Source organism: Gordonia aichiensis NBRC 108223 (genome assembly GCF_000332975.1).
GTDB lineage: Bacteria > Actinomycetota > Actinomycetes > Mycobacteriales > Mycobacteriaceae > Gordonia > Gordonia aichiensis.
Genome location: NZ_BANR01000011.1, coordinates 22,069 through 37,736 on the forward strand (window position 1 = coordinate 22,069; position 15,668 = coordinate 37,736).

The following is a 15,668-nucleotide window of genomic DNA, read 5'->3' on the forward strand; positions in this document are numbered from 1 at the left end:
GGTGCGTACCCACCGCCGCTCGGGCAGTATCTCAGCCATGGGAGAGGACGCATTCGATGTTCCCGTGCGGGGCGACGGAATCAGGCTCGGTCAGTTCTTGAAGCTGGCCAACCTCATCGAGTCCGGCGCGGAGGCCAAGGAAGTGACCTCCGACGGACTGGTCACGGTCAACGGAGACGTGGAGACACGTCGCGGTAGACAGTTGGCCGTCGGCGATGTGGTCGCGCTCGGCGGCACGGCGGCGCGGGTCACCGCCGGGTGACCCGCAGGCTCAGGCGGTCAGCCGCTTGAGTTCGGCCGCGGTGACCAGGCGCTCGGCCTCCGCGGGGAACCGCTGGGCCACACGGTGGCGGCCAAAGCGGCCACCGGTGATGGCACTCAGCATCGAGTGTCGACGGGGTGTCTGGAACGTTGCTGCCAGCTTCATGACGATACGTTTCCTGCGTCAGAACGGATTCGATCTTTACTATCTTGTATTGCCGAGTTCTTCGGCGCAACTCACCCTTACGTATCGATCGTCACACAGGTTTCGTTACCGACGGGAGACCGACGCGCGGATCACCCGAGTCCGGCGAGGAACTGGTGAGCCCAGGCCACCGCGGTCACACCGGGCTTGACCTCGAAGCGTCCGTAGTCGCCGTGCGAGCCGGACTGCAGGAAGCGGTTGAACTCGATGATCTGCTGTCGCGCCCGCGCGTTGCTGAGTTCGTTGAGAGCGTTGCCCGGTCCTCCCCTGGTCAGCATCTCGTTCACGATCGCGCCGGCCTCGGCCTGATACTGACCGACCTGGCTGGGCGTCGGATCGCTGGTTTCGGCGAGGTAGCCGATCACGCGTGTCACGTAATACTCACGCGGAACGTTGCAGTAGAGATCCTTCGGAGCACAGATCGTGAAGGCGCGGGGCAGGACGTAGCCCATCCCGTCCAATCGCGGGCCACCGCTGCCCTGCCCCGTCGCGGGCGGACCGACGAGATTGTCTTTCGACGACCGGCGCGGATCTGCGATGAGCACGACACCGGCGACCTGCTGCGGACGGATCTTCTCGCGCCCGGTACCGATCTCGGAGGCCACGTCGCCCGCGGCGTCTGCGCCCTGGCTGTATCCGGTGAGTGCGATCTTGGTACCCGGGCAGCGCTTGAGCATCGTCAGCGCGAGCCCCTTGGCGTTGGCCACTGCCTGCGCCTTCGACTTGCCGTACACGGCGCTCTCCCAGGGAAACGCGGTCGCGTCGTAGCCGACGTAGGAGACCTTGGTGTCCGGCCCCAGACCAGACGTCACGGCTCCGAGCAGACCGGGACCGTCGGCCCAGGTGCCCGGAATCGCGAGGACGTACACCTTCGGACACGTACTCGGCGCCGCCGATGCCGATCCCGCGAAGGCGACCCCAACCCCGCACACCGCGAGCACCACCGACACTGCCATTCCGAAAAGCCTGCGCACAGACCTGCCCCTTCACGACTACCCACCCACGACGCACCGGCCGTGGTCTGACCACGTGAGTGTAAACAGGGTTGCACCCATCCGGCAGCGTCGTCCCGCCGAACTCCTATAGAACGTTTGTCTCACAGAACCGAGTTGTCCAACACATGAGGAGACCAGGGTGGTCGACGTCTCACGCACCTTCACCGTTCGACAACCACGAGAGGTGGTCGTCGCCTATCTGCGCGACTTCGCCCATGCCGAGCAGTGGGACCCGGGCACCGTCGAATGCACGCAGGAAGACGACGGTCCGATCGCTCTCGGCACCCGCTGGCACAACAAGACCAAGCTCTACGGGATCTCGACCGAGCTCACCTACGAGCTCACCCGCGACGATCCCGACCACATCGTGTTCTCCGGCTCGAACAAGACCGCAACAACCTCCGACGACCTCTCCTTCGCCGACAAGGGCGACGGGACGACAAGCGTCACCTACCGCGCGCTCGTCGAGTTCCACCGGTTCGGATTCATCGGCGAACCACTGTTCGGATTCATCTTCGGCAAGCTCGCCGACTCGGTGCCCGAGCAGATGACGAGCGTCCTCGAGAAGCTCTGAGCCCGGTAACGGACAAGCCCCGCCCGCCGGTCGAACGTGGACCGGCTGACGGGGCTCGTGAAACGGGTAGTGCCTACGGTCGGCTCAGCGCTGCGCGACCTGCGTCGGCACGATCGGTGCAGGCAGATCCGACGCTCCGGCGAGGTAGCGGTCGGCCGCAGCCGCAGCCGATCGGCCTTCCGCGATGGCCCACACGATCAGTGACTGTCCGCGGCCTGCGTCGCCCGCCACGAACACCCCCTCCTGGCCGACAGCAGCGAAATCGTTGTCGCGCTTGATGTTGCCGCGTTGGTCGTAGTCGACGCCGAGCTTGTCGAGCAGGTCCGCACGCTCAGGGCCGACGAAGCCCATCGCGAGCAGCACCAGGTCGCACTCGAGGTCGAAGTCGCTGCCCTCGACCTTCTCGAACCGACCGTCGCGCATGACGACCTCGTGCGCCTTGAGCGCGGTGACCTTGCCGTTCTCTCCGACGAACTGCTCGGTGTTGACCGAGAAGACGCGTTCGCCGCCCTCCTCGTGAGCCGAGGACACGCGGTACATCAGCGGGTACGTCGGCCATGGAGTCGACTCGGCACGTTCGGTCGGAGGCTTGGGCATGATCTCGAACTGATGCACGATCTCGGCGCCCTGCCGCAGCGACGTGCCGAGGCAGTCCGCACCGGTGTCGCCGCCACCGATGATCACGACCTTCTTGCCGCGTGCGGTGATCTGGTTCTCGACCGTGTCGCCGAGCTGAATCCTGTTGGCCTGCGGCAAGAACTCCATCGCCTGGTGGATGCCGTCGAGTTCCCGGCCGGGAATCGGCAGATCGCGCCCGATCGTCGAGCCCATCGCAAGCACCACGGCGTCGAAGTCCTCGCGTAGCTGCGCGACGGAGATGTCGACGCCGACGTTGACGCCGGTGCGGAAGACGGTGCCCTCGGCCTTCATCTGCTCGAGACGACGGTCGATGTGCCGCTTCTCCATCTTGAACTCGGGGATGCCGTAGCGCAGCAGTCCGCCGATGCGGTCGGCACGCTCGTACACGTAGACCGTGTGGCCAGCGCGGGTGAGCTGTTGCGCCGCTGCGAGTCCCGCGGGCCCCGAACCGACGACGGCAACCGACTTGCCGGTGCGCTCACTCGGCAGCACGGGCTGCACCCAGCCGCTGTCGAAGGCGTTGTCGATCAGCTCGACCTCGACCTGTTTGATCGTCACGGCGGGCTGGTTGATACCGAGCACGCACGACGCCTCGCACGGCGCAGGGCACAGGCGACCGGTGAACTCCGGGAAGTTGTTGGTCGCGTGCAGGCGTTCGATGCCCTCTTTCCACTGATCCCGGTACACCAGATCATTCCACTCGGGGATCAGGTTGCCCAGCGGACAACCGTTGTGGCAGAACGGGATACCGCAGTCCATGCAGCGGCTCGCCTGCGTCTGCAGCTCAGCCTTGGCGAAGTCGGTGTATACCTCTTTCCAGTCCATCAACCGCAGGTCGACGGGGCGCCGCTCGGGCAGTTCGCGTTCGGTGTGCTTGAGGAATCCTCTGGGGTCAGCCACGTGCGGCCTCCATGATCGCTTCGTTCACGTCTCGTCCGGTCTTCTCTGCGGCATCGATCGCGGCCAGCACACGCTTGAAGTCGCGCGGCATGACCTTGGCGAACGACTTCTGGGTGTTGTCCCAGTCGTCGAGGATCGCAGCGGCGATCGGCGACGCGGTCTCTCCGCGATGCTCGCCGATGATGCCGGACAAGAACTCGATGTCGTCGTCGTCGAGAGGCTCGAGGTCGACGAGTTCCGGGTTCAGATTGCTCGGCAGATTGTTCTGCGGGTCGTACACGTAGGCGATACCGCCCGACATTCCGGCCGCGAAGTTGCGTCCGGTATCACCGAGGACGACGACGCGCCCGCCGGTCATGTACTCGCACCCGTGATCGCCGACTCCCTCGACAACTGCCGTCGCGCCCGAGTTGCGGACACAGAAGCGCTCGCCGACGACGCCGCGCAGGAAGATCTTTCCCTTGGTGGCGCCGAAGCCGATCACGTTTCCGGCGATGATGTTGTCTTCGGCGACAAAGCCTTCGGCCGCATTCGCCGGCGGTCGCACCACGATGCGTCCGCCCGAGAGTCCCTTGCCGACGAAGTCGTTGGCGTCGCCCTCGAGCCGCAGCGTGATGCCCTTCGGGACGAAGGCACCGAAGCTGTTGCCCGCCGAACCGGTGAAGTCGATGATGATCGTGCCCTCGGGAAGCCCTTGGGCGCCATGGGTCTTGGTGACCTCGTGGCCGAGCATCGTGCCGACCGTGCGGTTGACGTTGGTGATTTTCGACGTGAACGACACCCTCGTACCGTGGTCGATCGCCTCGCGACTCTGCGCGATGAGCTGCTGGTCGAGCGCCTTCTCGAGCCCGTGGTCCTGCACGCCGGAGCAGTACAGGTCCTGGTTCATGAACGGCGACTCCGGCATCGAGAGGATCGGCGACAGATCGAGCTTGCCCGCCTTCGACGACTTCCAGTGCGCAAGTGCCTTGGTCGTATCGAGCGCCTCGACGTGACCGACCGCCTCCTGCAGGGTGCGGAAGCCCAGACGTGCCAGCAGCTCGCGCACCTCCTCGGCGATGAACATGAAGAAGTTCTCGACGAACTCCGGCTTGCCGGTGAAACGCTCACGCAGCAGCGGATTCTGGGTGGCGACGCCGACCGGGCAGGTGTCGAGATGGCAGACGCGCATCATGACACAGCCCGAGACGACCAGCGGAGCCGTCGCGAAGCCGAACTCCTCGGCACCGAGCAGCGCACCGACCACCACATCGCGGCCGGTCTTGAGCTGACCGTCGACCTGCACGGAGATGCGATCACGAAGTCCGTTGAGCAGCAACGTCTGCTGCGTCTCGGCCAGACCGATCTCCCACGGCGCACCTGCGTGCTTCAGCGACGTCAGCGGTGACGCGCCGGTACCACCGTCGTGACCGGAGATCAGCACGACGTCGGCGTGCGCCTTCGACACACCGGCGGCGACAGTGCCCACACCGAGCTCGCTGACGAGTTTGACGTGCACGCGCGCCTGCGGATTGGCGTTCTTCAGGTCGTGGATCAGCTGTGCGAGATCCTCGATCGAGTAGATGTCGTGGTGCGGCGGCGGCGAGATGAGGCCTACGCCCGGCGTCGAACCACGCACCTCGGCCACCCACGGGTAGACCTTGTGCGGCGGAAGCTGGCCGCCCTCACCGGGCTTGGCGCCCTGCGCCATCTTGATCTGGATGTCGGTGCAGTTGCTCAGGTAGTGCGAAGTGACACCGAAGCGACCCGACGCGACCTGCTTGATCGCGCTGCGCCGCCAATCACCGTTCTCGTCGTGGTGGAAGCGCCGCGGATCCTCGCCGCCCTCACCCGAATTCGATCGGCCGCCGAGCCTGTTCATCGCGATGGCGAGCGTCTCGTGTGCCTCCGCCGAGATCGAGCCGAAACTCATCGCGCCGGTGGAGAAGCGCTTGACGATCTCGCTGGCCGGCTCGACCTTCTCGATCGGGATCGGATCCCGATCCCCGAAGTTGAAGTCGAACAGTCCACGCAGAGTTGCCATTCGGGCCGACTGGTCGTCGACCATCTTGGTGTACTCCTTGAACACCTTGTACTGCCCGGTGCGCGTCGAGTGCTGGAGCTTGAACACGGTGTCAGGGTTGAACAGGTGGTACTCACCCTCACGACGCCACTGGTACTCGCCGCCAACCGGGAGCTCGCGGTGTGCGCGCTCGCTGGGACGCTCACTGAAGGCCAGCGAATGCCGGGTTGCGACGTCTGCGGCGATCTCGTCCAGCCCGACGCCGCCGAGCTGGCTGTTCATACCGCTGAAGTACTCGTCGACGCACGATTGATCGAGGCCGATCACCTGGAAGAGTTGCGCGCCGGTGTACGAGGCGACGGTGGAGATGCCCATCTTGCTCATCACCTTGAGGACGCCCTTGCCCGCGGCCTTGATGTAGTTGGTGCGGGCGGTCTCGAAGTCGATGTCGCCGAGCATTCCGCGCTCGACCATGTCCTCGATCGACTCGAATGCCATGTACGGATTGACCGCTGCGGCACCGAATCCCACCAGGGTGGCCACATGGTGAACCTCGCGGCAGTCGCCCGACTCGACGATCAGGCCGACGCGGGTGCGCTTGCGCTCGCGCACCAGGTGATGGTGCACCGCAGCGGTCAACAACAGCGACGGGATCGGCGCGAGGGTCTCGTCGGATTCACGGTCGCTGAGCACGACGAGCGACACGCCGTCGTCGATGGCAGCGCTGACCTTCGCACGAATCTCGTCGAGCGCCTTGCGCAGTCCCGCACCGCCTTCCGCGACCGGGTAGAGGCCGTGGATCTGGATGCTGCGGAAGTCCGGGAGTGCATCGTCGTCGTTGATCCGCACGAGCTTGGCCAACGTGTCGTTGTCGAGAACCGGCGACGGAAGCACGATCTGGCGGCACGATTCCGGGCCGGGGTGCAGCAGGTCTGCCTCCGAACCGATTGTCCCGCCGATGCTGGTGACGATTTCCTCGCGGATCGCGTCGAGCGGCGGGTTGGTCACCTGCGCGAAGAGCTGCTGGAAGTAGTCGAACAGCATGCGCGGCCGGGCCGACAACACGGCGATCGGCGTATCGGTGCCCATCGAGCCGATCGCTTCGGCACCGGTCTTCGCCATGGGTGCCACGAGAAGGTTGAGTTCCTCGATGGTGTAACCGAAGACCAACTGGCGCAACGTGACCCGATGATGGGACATGTGCTCGTGCGGCAGCGCCTTGACCTTGTCGATGTGGACGAGACCCTTCTCGAGCCACTCCGCATACGGGTGCTCGGCGGCCAGTTCGTCCTTGATCTCCTCGTCGTCGACGATGCGCCCCGCAGCGGTGTCGACGAGGAACATGCGGCCGGGCTGCAGCCGCATCTTCTGGACCACGTCGGCCTGGTCGATGTCGAGGACACCGACCTCCGACGCCATCACGACGAGGCCGTCCTTGGTCACCCAGATTCGGCTGGGGCGCAGACCATTTCGGTCGAGCACCGCTCCGACGACGGTGCCGTCGGTGAAGCACACCGACGCCGGTCCGTCCCATGGCTCCATGAGCGCCGCGTGATACTCGTAGAACGCGCGGTGCTCTGGTTTCATGGCCTCCTGACGCTCCCAGGCCTCCGGGATCATCATCAGCACCGCGTGCGGCAGGCTGCGGCCACCGAGATGCAGCATCTCGAGTACTTCGTCGAAGCGTGCCGTGTCCGATGCGCCCGGCGTACACACCGGGAAGATCTTCTGCGCTGCGCCGTCGCCGAACAGCGAGGTGTCGATCAGTGCCTCGCGGGCACGCATCCAGTTCTCGTTGCCGGTGACGGTGTTGATCTCACCGTTGTGGGCGACCCGGCGGAAGGGATGGGCCAGCGGCCACGAGGGGAAGGTGTTGGTGGAGAACCGCGAGTGCACGAGTCCCAGCGCGCTCTCCACCCGGGAGTCCTGCAGGTCGAGATAGAACTCGCGCAGCTGCGGCGTGGTGAGCATGCCCTTGTAGACGAAGGTCGTGCCCGACAGGCTCGGGAAGTAGACGGTCTCGCGGCCCGGGCCGTCGGCACCGGCGCCCTTGTTGCCGAGCTCGTGCTGGACACGCTTGCGCACGACGAATGCCTTGCGCTCGAGTTCCATGCCCGACGCTCCGGCGAGGAACACCTGGCGGAAGGTCGGCATCGCGTCGCGGGCGAGCGCACCGAGTCCGTTCTCGTTGGTGGGTACCTCACGCCAGCCGAGCACCGACAGACCCTCGGACTCGATGATCTTCTCGACACCCTCGGCCGCCGTCGCGGCGTCGTTCGAGCCCTGCGGCAGGAATGCGATGCCGGTGGCGTAACTGCCCTCCTCGGGCAACTCGAAGTCGACGACCTCGCGCAGGAAGCGGTCGGGAACCTGGATCATGATGCCCGCACCGTCGCCGGTGTTCGGCTCAGCGCCCGCGGCACCGCGATGCTCGAGGTTGATCAGCGCCGTGATGGCCTTGTCGACGATGTCGCGGCTGCGCCGACCGTGCATATCGACGACAAACGCGACACCGCACGAATCGTGCTCGTTGGCCGGGTCATAGAGCCCAACGGGGCCCGGAGCGTGCTTCATGTATTCGCCTCACTAGGTGCGCGACATTGCGCAGAGTTGTCACCCGTATTCGTCGTGGACAGCAGCGCACCCGAACCAACAGAATCGACCCTCATCGTGGGCTGACCTGGGCTGATCCTGTGATCGCTTGGCGGCTGCCTCGTGCCAGCGCCGTTGCTGGCGGGGGTGCGCCGACCCTGCGATCGCGCTGACACCCCACTGCTTCATGAGCATTGTCGGATATTTTCTCACGGGGGGTGCCCAGTATCGAAATCCGGCTACCACATCGACGCTGAAAATGCAGGATACGCGCGACAAACACGGGTTCTCGGGCCGCTACGTGTATCGCGGACTCACAACGACGTCGGACGCCTATTCTGAGCCGGTGGAATCGCTTGTGACGGCCGTGGTCGTCGATGATCACCCGTTCTTTCGTGACGGCATATCCCGCGGACTCACCCAGAGCGGCCGCGTCCGGGTGGTCGGCGAGGCGGGTGACGGCCCCGCGGGCCTCGAGCTGATCCGCGATGAGCGACCCGACGTCGCGGTCGTCGACTATCAGATGCCGGGGCTGACAGGCGTCGACGTCGCGCATGCCGTCACCCGTGACGGGCTACCGACGCGCGTCCTGCTGCTGTCCGCAGTCACCGACGCCCCGATCGTCTTTGCCGCACTGGAGAAGGGCGCAGCGGGATACCTGAGCAAGGAGTCGGGGCGCGATGAGATCGTCGGAGCCGTCACACGGGTCGCCAAGGGCGAGACGGTGGTCCCCGCCGAACTGGCAGCGGGACTCGTCGGTGAGATCAGGGCACATGCCCGGGGAGACGGACCCACCCTGAGTGAGCGCGAGCGGCAGGTACTCGAGGGATTCGCGCGCGGTCTGTCCATTCCGCAGGTTGCGGGAGAACTCTTCATCGGCGCATCCACGGTCAAGACACATGCGCAGCACCTCTACGAGAAGCTCGGGGTGTCCGACCGCGCCGCGGCCGTCGCCGAGGCGATGCGTCGCGGCCTGCTCGAATGATCATGCGGGGGAAGACGACCGCGGGTCCACTCCTGGGCCTGACCGAGTTGGTCGACGAGCCCCACATCTCCGAGATCCTCGTCGACCACGCGCTACGCGGCATTCGCGTGCAGGTGGTGCTGCGCATGCTGCTCGCGGTGTTCGTGCTCGCCACGGTGTTGCTCGACCCGCCCGCCGACGGAGCCGCGCTCTGCATCGTCGTCGCGGTGCTCTACGCGGTCTGGTGCGCGGTCGGACTCATCGCGGTCTCCCGGATCCGGATCGGGATGATCCGGTTCGCGTGGCTCGCGCTCTTCGTCGATCTCGCTGTGCTGGTGGTCCTTGCGGTCGTCGCGAGCCGCTCCGACCAGACGAGTTGGACCTCTGACGTCCTCGTCAACGGGTTCGTCGTCGTGCCGATGATCGCCGCGACCCAACTGCGACCGAAAATCTGTGCGCTGGTTGTCGTCCCGACCGTCGTCGTCTACTTCATCGCGAGCGCACTGGCCCGTGTCCCCAACGGGGAGCCGTGGTCTCTGATCGCGATGCGCACGTGGGTCGTCGCGACTCTCGGTCTGGGCGCGGTGATGCTCTCGACCGTTCAGCGTTCGAGGGTCTCGACCATCGGAACACTTGCGGCACAACGTGCTCGACTGCTCGACGACACCGTGCGCATCGAGGAGCGGGAGCGTCGAGAACTGGCCGAGCATCTCCACGACGGCGCGCTGCAGTATGTGCTGGGCGCACGACAGGAGCTCGACTCGGTGCGCGCCGGTGCCGACCCCGGCGCACTCGACAGAGCCGACGACGCGCTCCGCGAAGCGTCGCGACTACTGCGCTCGACCCTGGGCGAACTGCACCCCGCGGTGCTCGAACAAGCGGGGCTCGCCGCCGCGATCACCGACCTCGCGGTCTCGGTGGAACGCCGCACGGCGCTGCGTATCTCGGTCGACACCGTGGGCTGGCCCGCCGAGCTGCGCACCACGTCGGACCCGATGCTGTTCGCCGCGGCACGCGAGCTGCTCACGAACGTTGTCAAGCACGCCGACGCGCGCAACGTCGAGCTGTCGGTCGAATTCGACGATGGGATGGCCAGGGTCGTCGTCGTCGATGACGGGCGTGGCGTCGACGACGCAATGCTCGACCGGAGAGTCGCCGAGGGGCACATCGGGCTGGTGGCGCGGCGTGTGCGCCTCGAACAGCAGGGCGGCTCCTTGACCGTCACCCGACGCCCCGGTGGTGGTACCGCCGCGATCGCCGAGGTACCGGCAACCAGCGCGTAGGACAAGGTAGGGTCCGCTCACTCGAGCGTCGAGCCGCGCTCCGACCCATAGCCCTGTCGGTCCGGTTCCGATGCCAGGCGGCGGTCCAACGCGATCGGCCACTCGTGGCCGACCTGCTCGTCGAGCGCTTCGAGTCGCGCAAGGATGGGCGACTGCTGGTCAGCGGAGCACTGTCCGGCCACGGTGACGAACAGTGCCCGCAGCCGACGGTGCACCTGTGCCTGCCCGTGACTGTGTCGGCGTATCTCGTCGGTGCCGATCGCAACATAGTCCGCCCAGGTGCGTCGGTAGCCGCGCACCGCAGGCGACCGCGTGATCGCGTCTGCGTGGACGCGCGGCGCGAGCATCAACAGCAGGTCCTCGATGTGGTCGAGAGCCAGGACGACGGTGCTCGGATCGTTGCCCGCAGTAGAGATGGCCTTCAGCGCGATATCCGAGATGGCCTGCAGCGCGGCGACCGGACTCACCGACGGCTGATGTAGATCGCCGAACAGCAGGCACCGCAACACTTTGTATTCAGCGATCGGACCGCCGCGTGGTTGCCCGACCACCGCGATCACGCCGACGTTGTGCGGCACGTTGTCGCCGACCATCACGAGCAGATCGAACCGCACGCCCCACGTCGCGGCGTAGCGTTCGAGCATCGGCACGTTGACCGCGAGGAGGACTCGGCCTCTGGACCCGAACTCGCGCAGCGTGATGACGTGCCTCGGTTCGTCATCGAAGGTCCTGTCGGGCGTCGTCCGCGCTGTCGCCACCCGGGCGTGTGTCGCCGGATAGAGGCGTCGAATCGAGGCCCGGCCGTCAGCCGCAATCCATCTCATCAACTGTGCGACGTTGAGAACCGAACCGACCTTGGCGATCAGCGCGATGAAGAGCATCGCAGAGACCACGGTCAAGAAGGCAGCGATCGCGGTCGACGCGCCGGGAGTCCCGTCGTCGGGGCCCGACAGTGCGAGATCCATCGCGACGATCACACTGAACACGAATGTCGCGAGAAAGAACCCGATGGACCAGCGCATCACCGGTTCGCGCTGCAGCATCGGGATGACACGGACCGAGATCTGCGACGCGCCGAATTGCATCGCGAGCGTCACCGCGGTGAACACCAAACCGGTGAGAGTGGCCGTGGCACCGGCGATCACGCCCAGCACGGTCGCCAGTGTTCCCGAGTCGACGTCGAGACCGAGATTCTCGTCGATCGTGATGCACAGGACCGCCGCGACGATCGCGCACACCACGAGTACGACGGGAAGCCGCCACGTGGGGACGACGCGCAGTCGACGCCGTGTCCGTCGCCATCGCACCGCCGTCGCAACCCTGCTGGGGACGGTGACCTCTGCAGGTGTGGTCACAGGCGATTCCGTGCCGATGCCTTCGGTCAGCACGTCCGGCGGCCGGTCGGGCACGCCGAATCTGCCCGCGAGCGCCTCCTGCACGACGATCTTCCACCGGATCAGCGGTTCACGAAGCCGCTGTTCACGACGTACCGCCTTGTCGTACTTACCCTCTCGAGTGCCGTAGAACCACCGCGCCCACGGCGACGATGGGCGCGCGATCCGAATCGCGCCGACAACGAGCAGAACCGGAATGAACATCCCGACCAGACCGGTCCACAGCTTGCCCTTTGCGAGTGTGATGGCCGCCAGGACGACGTTCACCGCGATACCCGCGACCACCACGATCCGTGCCGCAACATTGGGATCGTCTCTGAATTCGTCTGCGGCCGAGGTGAGATCGAGTGGGCGGAACCCCATCAGGAACAAGGCCCCGATCGCGATGGCGACGAACACGGCGTCGACCGACGCCCTGCCCTCCTTCTCCCAGTAGACGTCTCGCAGATGCAGGATGAGTGCGAACTCGTCGAGGACGAGAGCGCACCCCACCCCGAATACTGCGGCCAGCACGCAGTCGGCGATCGGGGTGTCGAAGCGCGCCACAGCGATCAGACCGAAACCCGACAACACCATGACGATCACGCCGAAGAACTCGTGATGCAGGTGGAGGCCACCCGGAGCCACATTGCCGGGCCACCAACTCACTTCGGCGCGGATCAACCGCACACTGATCCTGATGAACAGGAAGGTCACGATGAACGCGATGAGGAACAGGAACAGCGGAAGACGGCCCGGCTCAACGATCGAATGATGGAACCAGGCCGTCATCGCAGCGCCTTCGCCTGCGCCCACAACGTCGTCTCGATGTCGATGAGCCTACTGCCGATGCTGCCGCCTGCAGGGGCGATCACCGACAACACGGCAGCCGAAAGCACGAGGGCCGCGACCACAGTGGCCACGGCCGTCGTGCGCTCGACGTCGCTCAGGCTGCTGACGACATCGTCGTCGAGGAGCCGCTTGCACTCGTCGGAGTCGACGGCTGAGCGGGCGAGACGTCGTTCGTCGGAGTCGACGGCTGAGCGGGCGAGACGTTGTTCGTCGGAGTCGACGGCTGTGCAGGAGAGACATCGTTCGTCGGAGTCGACGGCTGTGCAGGAGAGACATCGTTCGTCGGAGTCGACGGCTGTGCAGGAGAGACGTCGTTCGTCGGAGTCGACGGCACAGCAGGCGACACCGTACCGGTGCCGTTGGACGGCTGCGACGATCCGCCACCCGTCGATGAGGATGCGCTGTACGGCGCGGTGGCGGCGTGCGTCGAACCTCCATGGCCGAGAATCAGCGCTCCGGCGATGACGGCGATGACAAGGGCCAGTCCTGCGACGATTCCGACCACCAGCTTCCGGCGGCGGATGGGGTTCGTCGGAGCCACGGTGCCGGCGGTGGTGTTGATGCGGTCTTGAGCGGTGGTGAACATGGTGACTTCCTCGAATCTCGGTCCCGCGACCGATGCTGTTTCCTTGAACACCATTGAGTCTGCTGCCGAAACCCCCTGTCCCCCATCCGCTGTGCGGTTGATCCGATGGATGAGCGGTCATCCACCGATCGGGGGATGCGCGGGTGTCGATCTCTGCAGCATCCAGACACACGACCTGAGATGCTGGAGGGCGTGAGCACACTCGTCTTCGTCCACGCCCACCCCGACGATGAGGGAACGGCCACCGCGGGAAGCATGATCCGTGCGTCGCGGGAGGGGCATAGAGTGGTCGTCGTCTACTGCACCGACGGCGATCCCGGCGACGTTCCCGACGATCTCGCACCCGGCGAGACGGTGGTGAGTAGACGACGCGGCGAGGCGGAGGCGTCGGCGGCGATCACCGGCACCGCGCGCGTGGCGTGGCTCGGGTACGGCGACTCCGGGATGACCGGCTGGGCACAGAACGACGCCGACGGCGTCTTCTCGCGAGCACCCCTCGACGAAGCGGCTCGTCGTCTCGCCGACATCCTCGACGAGGAGGACGCCGACGTCGTCGTCGGCTACGACTGGCACGGCGGCTACGGCCATCCCGACCACGTCATGCTGCACCGCACCACCCGAGCTGCGACAGAACTCGCCGCCAAGCGGCCGCGTTATCTCGAAGTCACGATGAACCGTGACCTCATGCGGCAGTTGGTCGCTCTCGCTTCCGAATTGGGGATGACCGCCGGCATGGATCCGAGCGAAATGGACCCCGACACCGCAGGCGACGACGGCAATCCGATTGGGACACCCGAGGCCGAATTGCACTGGGCCGTCGACCTCGGCGACGACGTGACCGCCAAGCGTGAAGCGCTCGCCTGTCACGCCAGCCAGAGCGACGTTCGTCAGCTCCTGGCCCTACCCGCCGAGGTGTTTCCGTTCGTATTCGGCACCGAGCACTACATCGAACCCGGTCGGCCGCCCGGCATGGTGCGGGGTTGGTGGCTCGACCGGGTCTGATGCCTGGCTAGGTGACACGTACTGTGGGCCGCCCGGAGACTAGGAGGACCCGAAGCTCGGCAGTTCGAAGCCGAGTGACCCGTTTCCGCCCTTGGAGACCGCGAAGTTGGTCGTGCAGCCGTGGAAGGTCACCTGGTCGACGTTGACCTTCGCGTCAGCCGTACCGCCCGGCTGGCTGGAAATTCCGTACAGGTCGACGACAGCCTTCTTGCCGTTCGAGTTCGCGGCCGCGATCAGGTCGCTCAAGGTCACGTTGTGTCCGCGCGCAATACCGGGCAGGTCCCGCGTCGCCCACCACTGATTCGACGACGCCGCGTCCACCTTGCCCGCATTATCGGGCGCCGACCACACCAGCGTCGCGAAGCCACTGGACTCACCGGTGTTGGCGCCGGTGATACGGATCTGCCAATTGGCATTGCCCGCAGACTTCTCGAAGCTGAGGGGCGTGTTCGCGATGTCGGCCAACGGCAGCTTGCCCGCCGAGTGATACGACGCCCGTTTCGGCTTCGATGCCGAGGTCTCCAACTGCAACGAGCCGTCGTCATCCACCGCCTTGGCGGACGTGATCTTGCCAGCCTGCCCGCGCTCGTCGGGCACACTGTTCCCCCAACCATTCGGACTGAACGGAGTGGAGATCCTGGCGCAGTTCGTCGACGACACCGGGGCGGCAGACGCGGTAGCGGGTATTGCGAATGTCGCGGCACCCGCCACGGCTGCACACGCGACTGAGCAACTGATCTTGCGGTTCATCTGTACTTCCTCTGTTCTGACTTTGTGTTCCCGACCACTTCGTCTCTGACGATGTGAGCAAGCTAGCAGACCAAAGGACCGACAATTGCAGCGAATACGAAATTGGACTCATCAGGCGGAGCGGAAACGAACGCCCGAGCGATCAGGCGTCGACGGAAGCCCCGGTCAGCGGCGGATTCGCCGCGAGAACCGCGTTCTCGTCCTCAGTGAAAGCCCTCGCGCGGGAGATGAACCGCACCCCTTCGGGAGCCTCGAGACTGAAGCCCGCGCCGCGCCCCTTCACCACGTCGAGAATCAGCTGGGTGTGCTTCCACAACTCGAACTGATCGCCGTTGATCCAGACCCGCACATTCGGCAGCGGCTCGGGCAGATCAATGGTTCCGACGAGGACATCGCGCTGGCCAACGCGGTAATCGCCCACCGGATAACACATGGGCGCCGACCCATCGCAGCATCCGCCGGACTGGTGGATCATGAGCCCGCCGTGCAGCTCCGACAACTTGGTCAGGAGCTGCACGGCGGCGTCTGTGGCGATCACTCGATCGGGAACCTCCGCGTCGGCGGAAGGCGTGCTGGACTCTGCACTGCTCATCATGTACCTCTCACTGTGATCTGAACCACAGACTAGTCGCTTTCCGGTTGCAGGCGCGTTGCACACGACGAACGCCGCCGCACAACCTGGGAAAAGGT

Annotated in this window: 14 protein-coding genes; 5 read left to right on the forward strand and 9 right to left on the reverse strand. The window is 65.7% G+C overall.

Features of this window, described 5'->3' with window-relative positions:
* Window positions 1–37 precede the first annotated feature (37 nt).
* Window positions 38–262, forward strand: a complete 225-nt coding sequence (locus GOACH_RS12730; RefSeq protein ID WP_005175193.1) for an RNA-binding S4 domain-containing protein — start codon at window positions 38–40, stop codon at window positions 260–262.
* 9 nt (window positions 263–271) lie between these two features.
* Here GOACH_RS12730 and GOACH_RS23995 read toward each other — a convergent pair whose 3' ends face one another.
* Together GOACH_RS23995 and GOACH_RS12735 are read right to left on the reverse strand one after the other, a co-directional pair.
* Window positions 272–427 (reverse strand): hypothetical protein, encoded by a 156-nt coding sequence (locus GOACH_RS23995; protein ID WP_005175194.1) that lies wholly within the window; start codon window positions 425–427, stop codon window positions 272–274.
* A 131-nt stretch (window positions 428–558) separates the two neighbouring features.
* Window positions 559–1,422 carry a cutinase family protein gene (locus GOACH_RS12735; RefSeq protein WP_085950608.1) on the reverse strand — a complete coding sequence of 288 codons (864 nt, stop codon included), beginning with the start codon at window positions 1,420–1,422 and terminating at the stop codon, window positions 559–561.
* 178 nt (window positions 1,423–1,600) lie between these two features.
* Here GOACH_RS12735 and GOACH_RS12740 point away from each other — a divergent pair, with 178 nt between their 5' ends.
* Window positions 1,601–2,035: an SRPBCC family protein gene (locus GOACH_RS12740; protein WP_005175197.1), complete on the forward strand. Its 435-nt coding sequence runs from the start codon at window positions 1,601–1,603 to the stop codon at window positions 2,033–2,035.
* 84 nt (window positions 2,036–2,119) lie between these two features.
* On the opposite strand, the gene GOACH_RS12745 is transcribed toward GOACH_RS12740, so the two are convergent.
* Window positions 2,120–3,574: a glutamate synthase subunit beta gene (locus tag GOACH_RS12745; protein WP_005175198.1), complete on the reverse strand. Its 1,455-nt coding sequence runs from the start codon at window positions 3,572–3,574 to the stop codon at window positions 2,120–2,122.
* Window positions 3,567–8,150: a glutamate synthase large subunit gene (gene gltB / locus GOACH_RS12750; RefSeq protein WP_005175199.1), complete on the reverse strand. Its 4,584-nt coding sequence runs from the start codon at window positions 8,148–8,150 to the stop codon at window positions 3,567–3,569. Before gltB ends, GOACH_RS12745 begins: the two co-directional genes overlap by 8 nt.
* Before the next feature lie 364 nt (window positions 8,151–8,514).
* Here gltB and GOACH_RS12755 point away from each other — a divergent pair, with 364 nt between their 5' ends.
* Window positions 8,515–9,153 carry a response regulator gene (locus GOACH_RS12755; protein WP_040518630.1) on the forward strand — a complete coding sequence of 213 codons (639 nt, stop codon included), beginning with the start codon at window positions 8,515–8,517 and terminating at the stop codon, window positions 9,151–9,153.
* Window positions 9,150–10,415, forward strand: a complete 1,266-nt coding sequence (locus tag GOACH_RS12760) for a sensor histidine kinase (RefSeq protein ID WP_005175201.1) — start codon at window positions 9,150–9,152, stop codon at window positions 10,413–10,415. Before GOACH_RS12755 ends, GOACH_RS12760 begins: the two co-directional genes overlap by 4 nt.
* Before the next feature lie 17 nt (window positions 10,416–10,432).
* On the opposite strand, the gene GOACH_RS12765 is transcribed toward GOACH_RS12760, so the two are convergent.
* From GOACH_RS12765 to GOACH_RS12770, 3 genes are read right to left on the reverse strand one after another with little or no spacing between them, the layout of a single operon-like run.
* Complete coding sequence (locus tag GOACH_RS12765) at window positions 10,433–12,580, reverse strand: DUF2254 family protein (RefSeq protein WP_005175203.1); 2,148 nt, start codon at window positions 12,578–12,580, stop codon at window positions 10,433–10,435.
* Entirely contained in the window at window positions 12,577–12,711 is a 135-nt protein-coding gene (locus tag GOACH_RS24520) for a hypothetical protein (protein WP_281168900.1), read from the reverse strand. The genes GOACH_RS12765 and GOACH_RS24520 overlap by 4 nt, the downstream gene beginning before the upstream one ends.
* A gap of 23 nt (window positions 12,712–12,734) precedes the next feature.
* Entirely contained in the window at window positions 12,735–13,226 is a 492-nt protein-coding gene (locus GOACH_RS12770) for a hypothetical protein (RefSeq protein ID WP_005175205.1), read from the reverse strand.
* A 192-nt stretch (window positions 13,227–13,418) separates the two neighbouring features.
* Between GOACH_RS12770 and GOACH_RS12775 the strand changes: the two genes are divergently transcribed.
* Window positions 13,419–14,228, forward strand: a complete 810-nt coding sequence (locus GOACH_RS12775; RefSeq protein WP_040518633.1) for a PIG-L deacetylase family protein — start codon at window positions 13,419–13,421, stop codon at window positions 14,226–14,228.
* 39 nt (window positions 14,229–14,267) lie between these two features.
* On the opposite strand, the gene GOACH_RS12780 is transcribed toward GOACH_RS12775, so the two are convergent.
* Complete coding sequence (locus GOACH_RS12780) at window positions 14,268–14,978, reverse strand: hypothetical protein (protein WP_005175209.1); 711 nt, start codon at window positions 14,976–14,978, stop codon at window positions 14,268–14,270.
* 142 nt (window positions 14,979–15,120) lie between these two features.
* Complete coding sequence (locus GOACH_RS12785; RefSeq protein ID WP_005175217.1) at window positions 15,121–15,570, reverse strand: DUF779 domain-containing protein; 450 nt, start codon at window positions 15,568–15,570, stop codon at window positions 15,121–15,123.
* Window positions 15,571–15,668: the final 98 nt, after the last annotated feature.

Coding starts and splice junctions, on each gene's coding strand:
- GOACH_RS12780 (WP_005175209.1), bottom strand. CDS start 14,978: ATGAACCGCAAGATCAGTTGCTCAGTCGCGTGTGCAGCCGTGGCGGGT.
- GOACH_RS12735 (WP_085950608.1), bottom strand. CDS start 1,422: ATGGCAGTGTCGGTGGTGCTCGCGGTGTGCGGGGTTGGGGTCGCCTTC.
- GOACH_RS12760 (WP_005175201.1), top strand. CDS start 9,150: ATGATCATGCGGGGGAAGACGACCGCGGGTCCACTCCTGGGCCTGACC.
- GOACH_RS12730 (WP_005175193.1), top strand. CDS start 38: ATGGGAGAGGACGCATTCGATGTTCCCGTGCGGGGCGACGGAATCAGG.
- GOACH_RS23995 (WP_005175194.1), bottom strand. CDS start 427: ATGAAGCTGGCAGCAACGTTCCAGACACCCCGTCGACACTCGATGCTG.
- GOACH_RS12785 (WP_005175217.1), bottom strand. CDS start 15,570: ATGAGCAGTGCAGAGTCCAGCACGCCTTCCGCCGACGCGGAGGTTCCC.
- GOACH_RS12765 (WP_005175203.1), bottom strand. CDS start 12,580: ATGACGGCCTGGTTCCATCATTCGATCGTTGAGCCGGGCCGTCTTCCG.
- gltB (WP_005175199.1), bottom strand. CDS start 8,150: ATGAAGCACGCTCCGGGCCCCGTTGGGCTCTATGACCCGGCCAACGAG.
- GOACH_RS12770 (WP_005175205.1), bottom strand. CDS start 13,226: ATGTTCACCACCGCTCAAGACCGCATCAACACCACCGCCGGCACCGTG.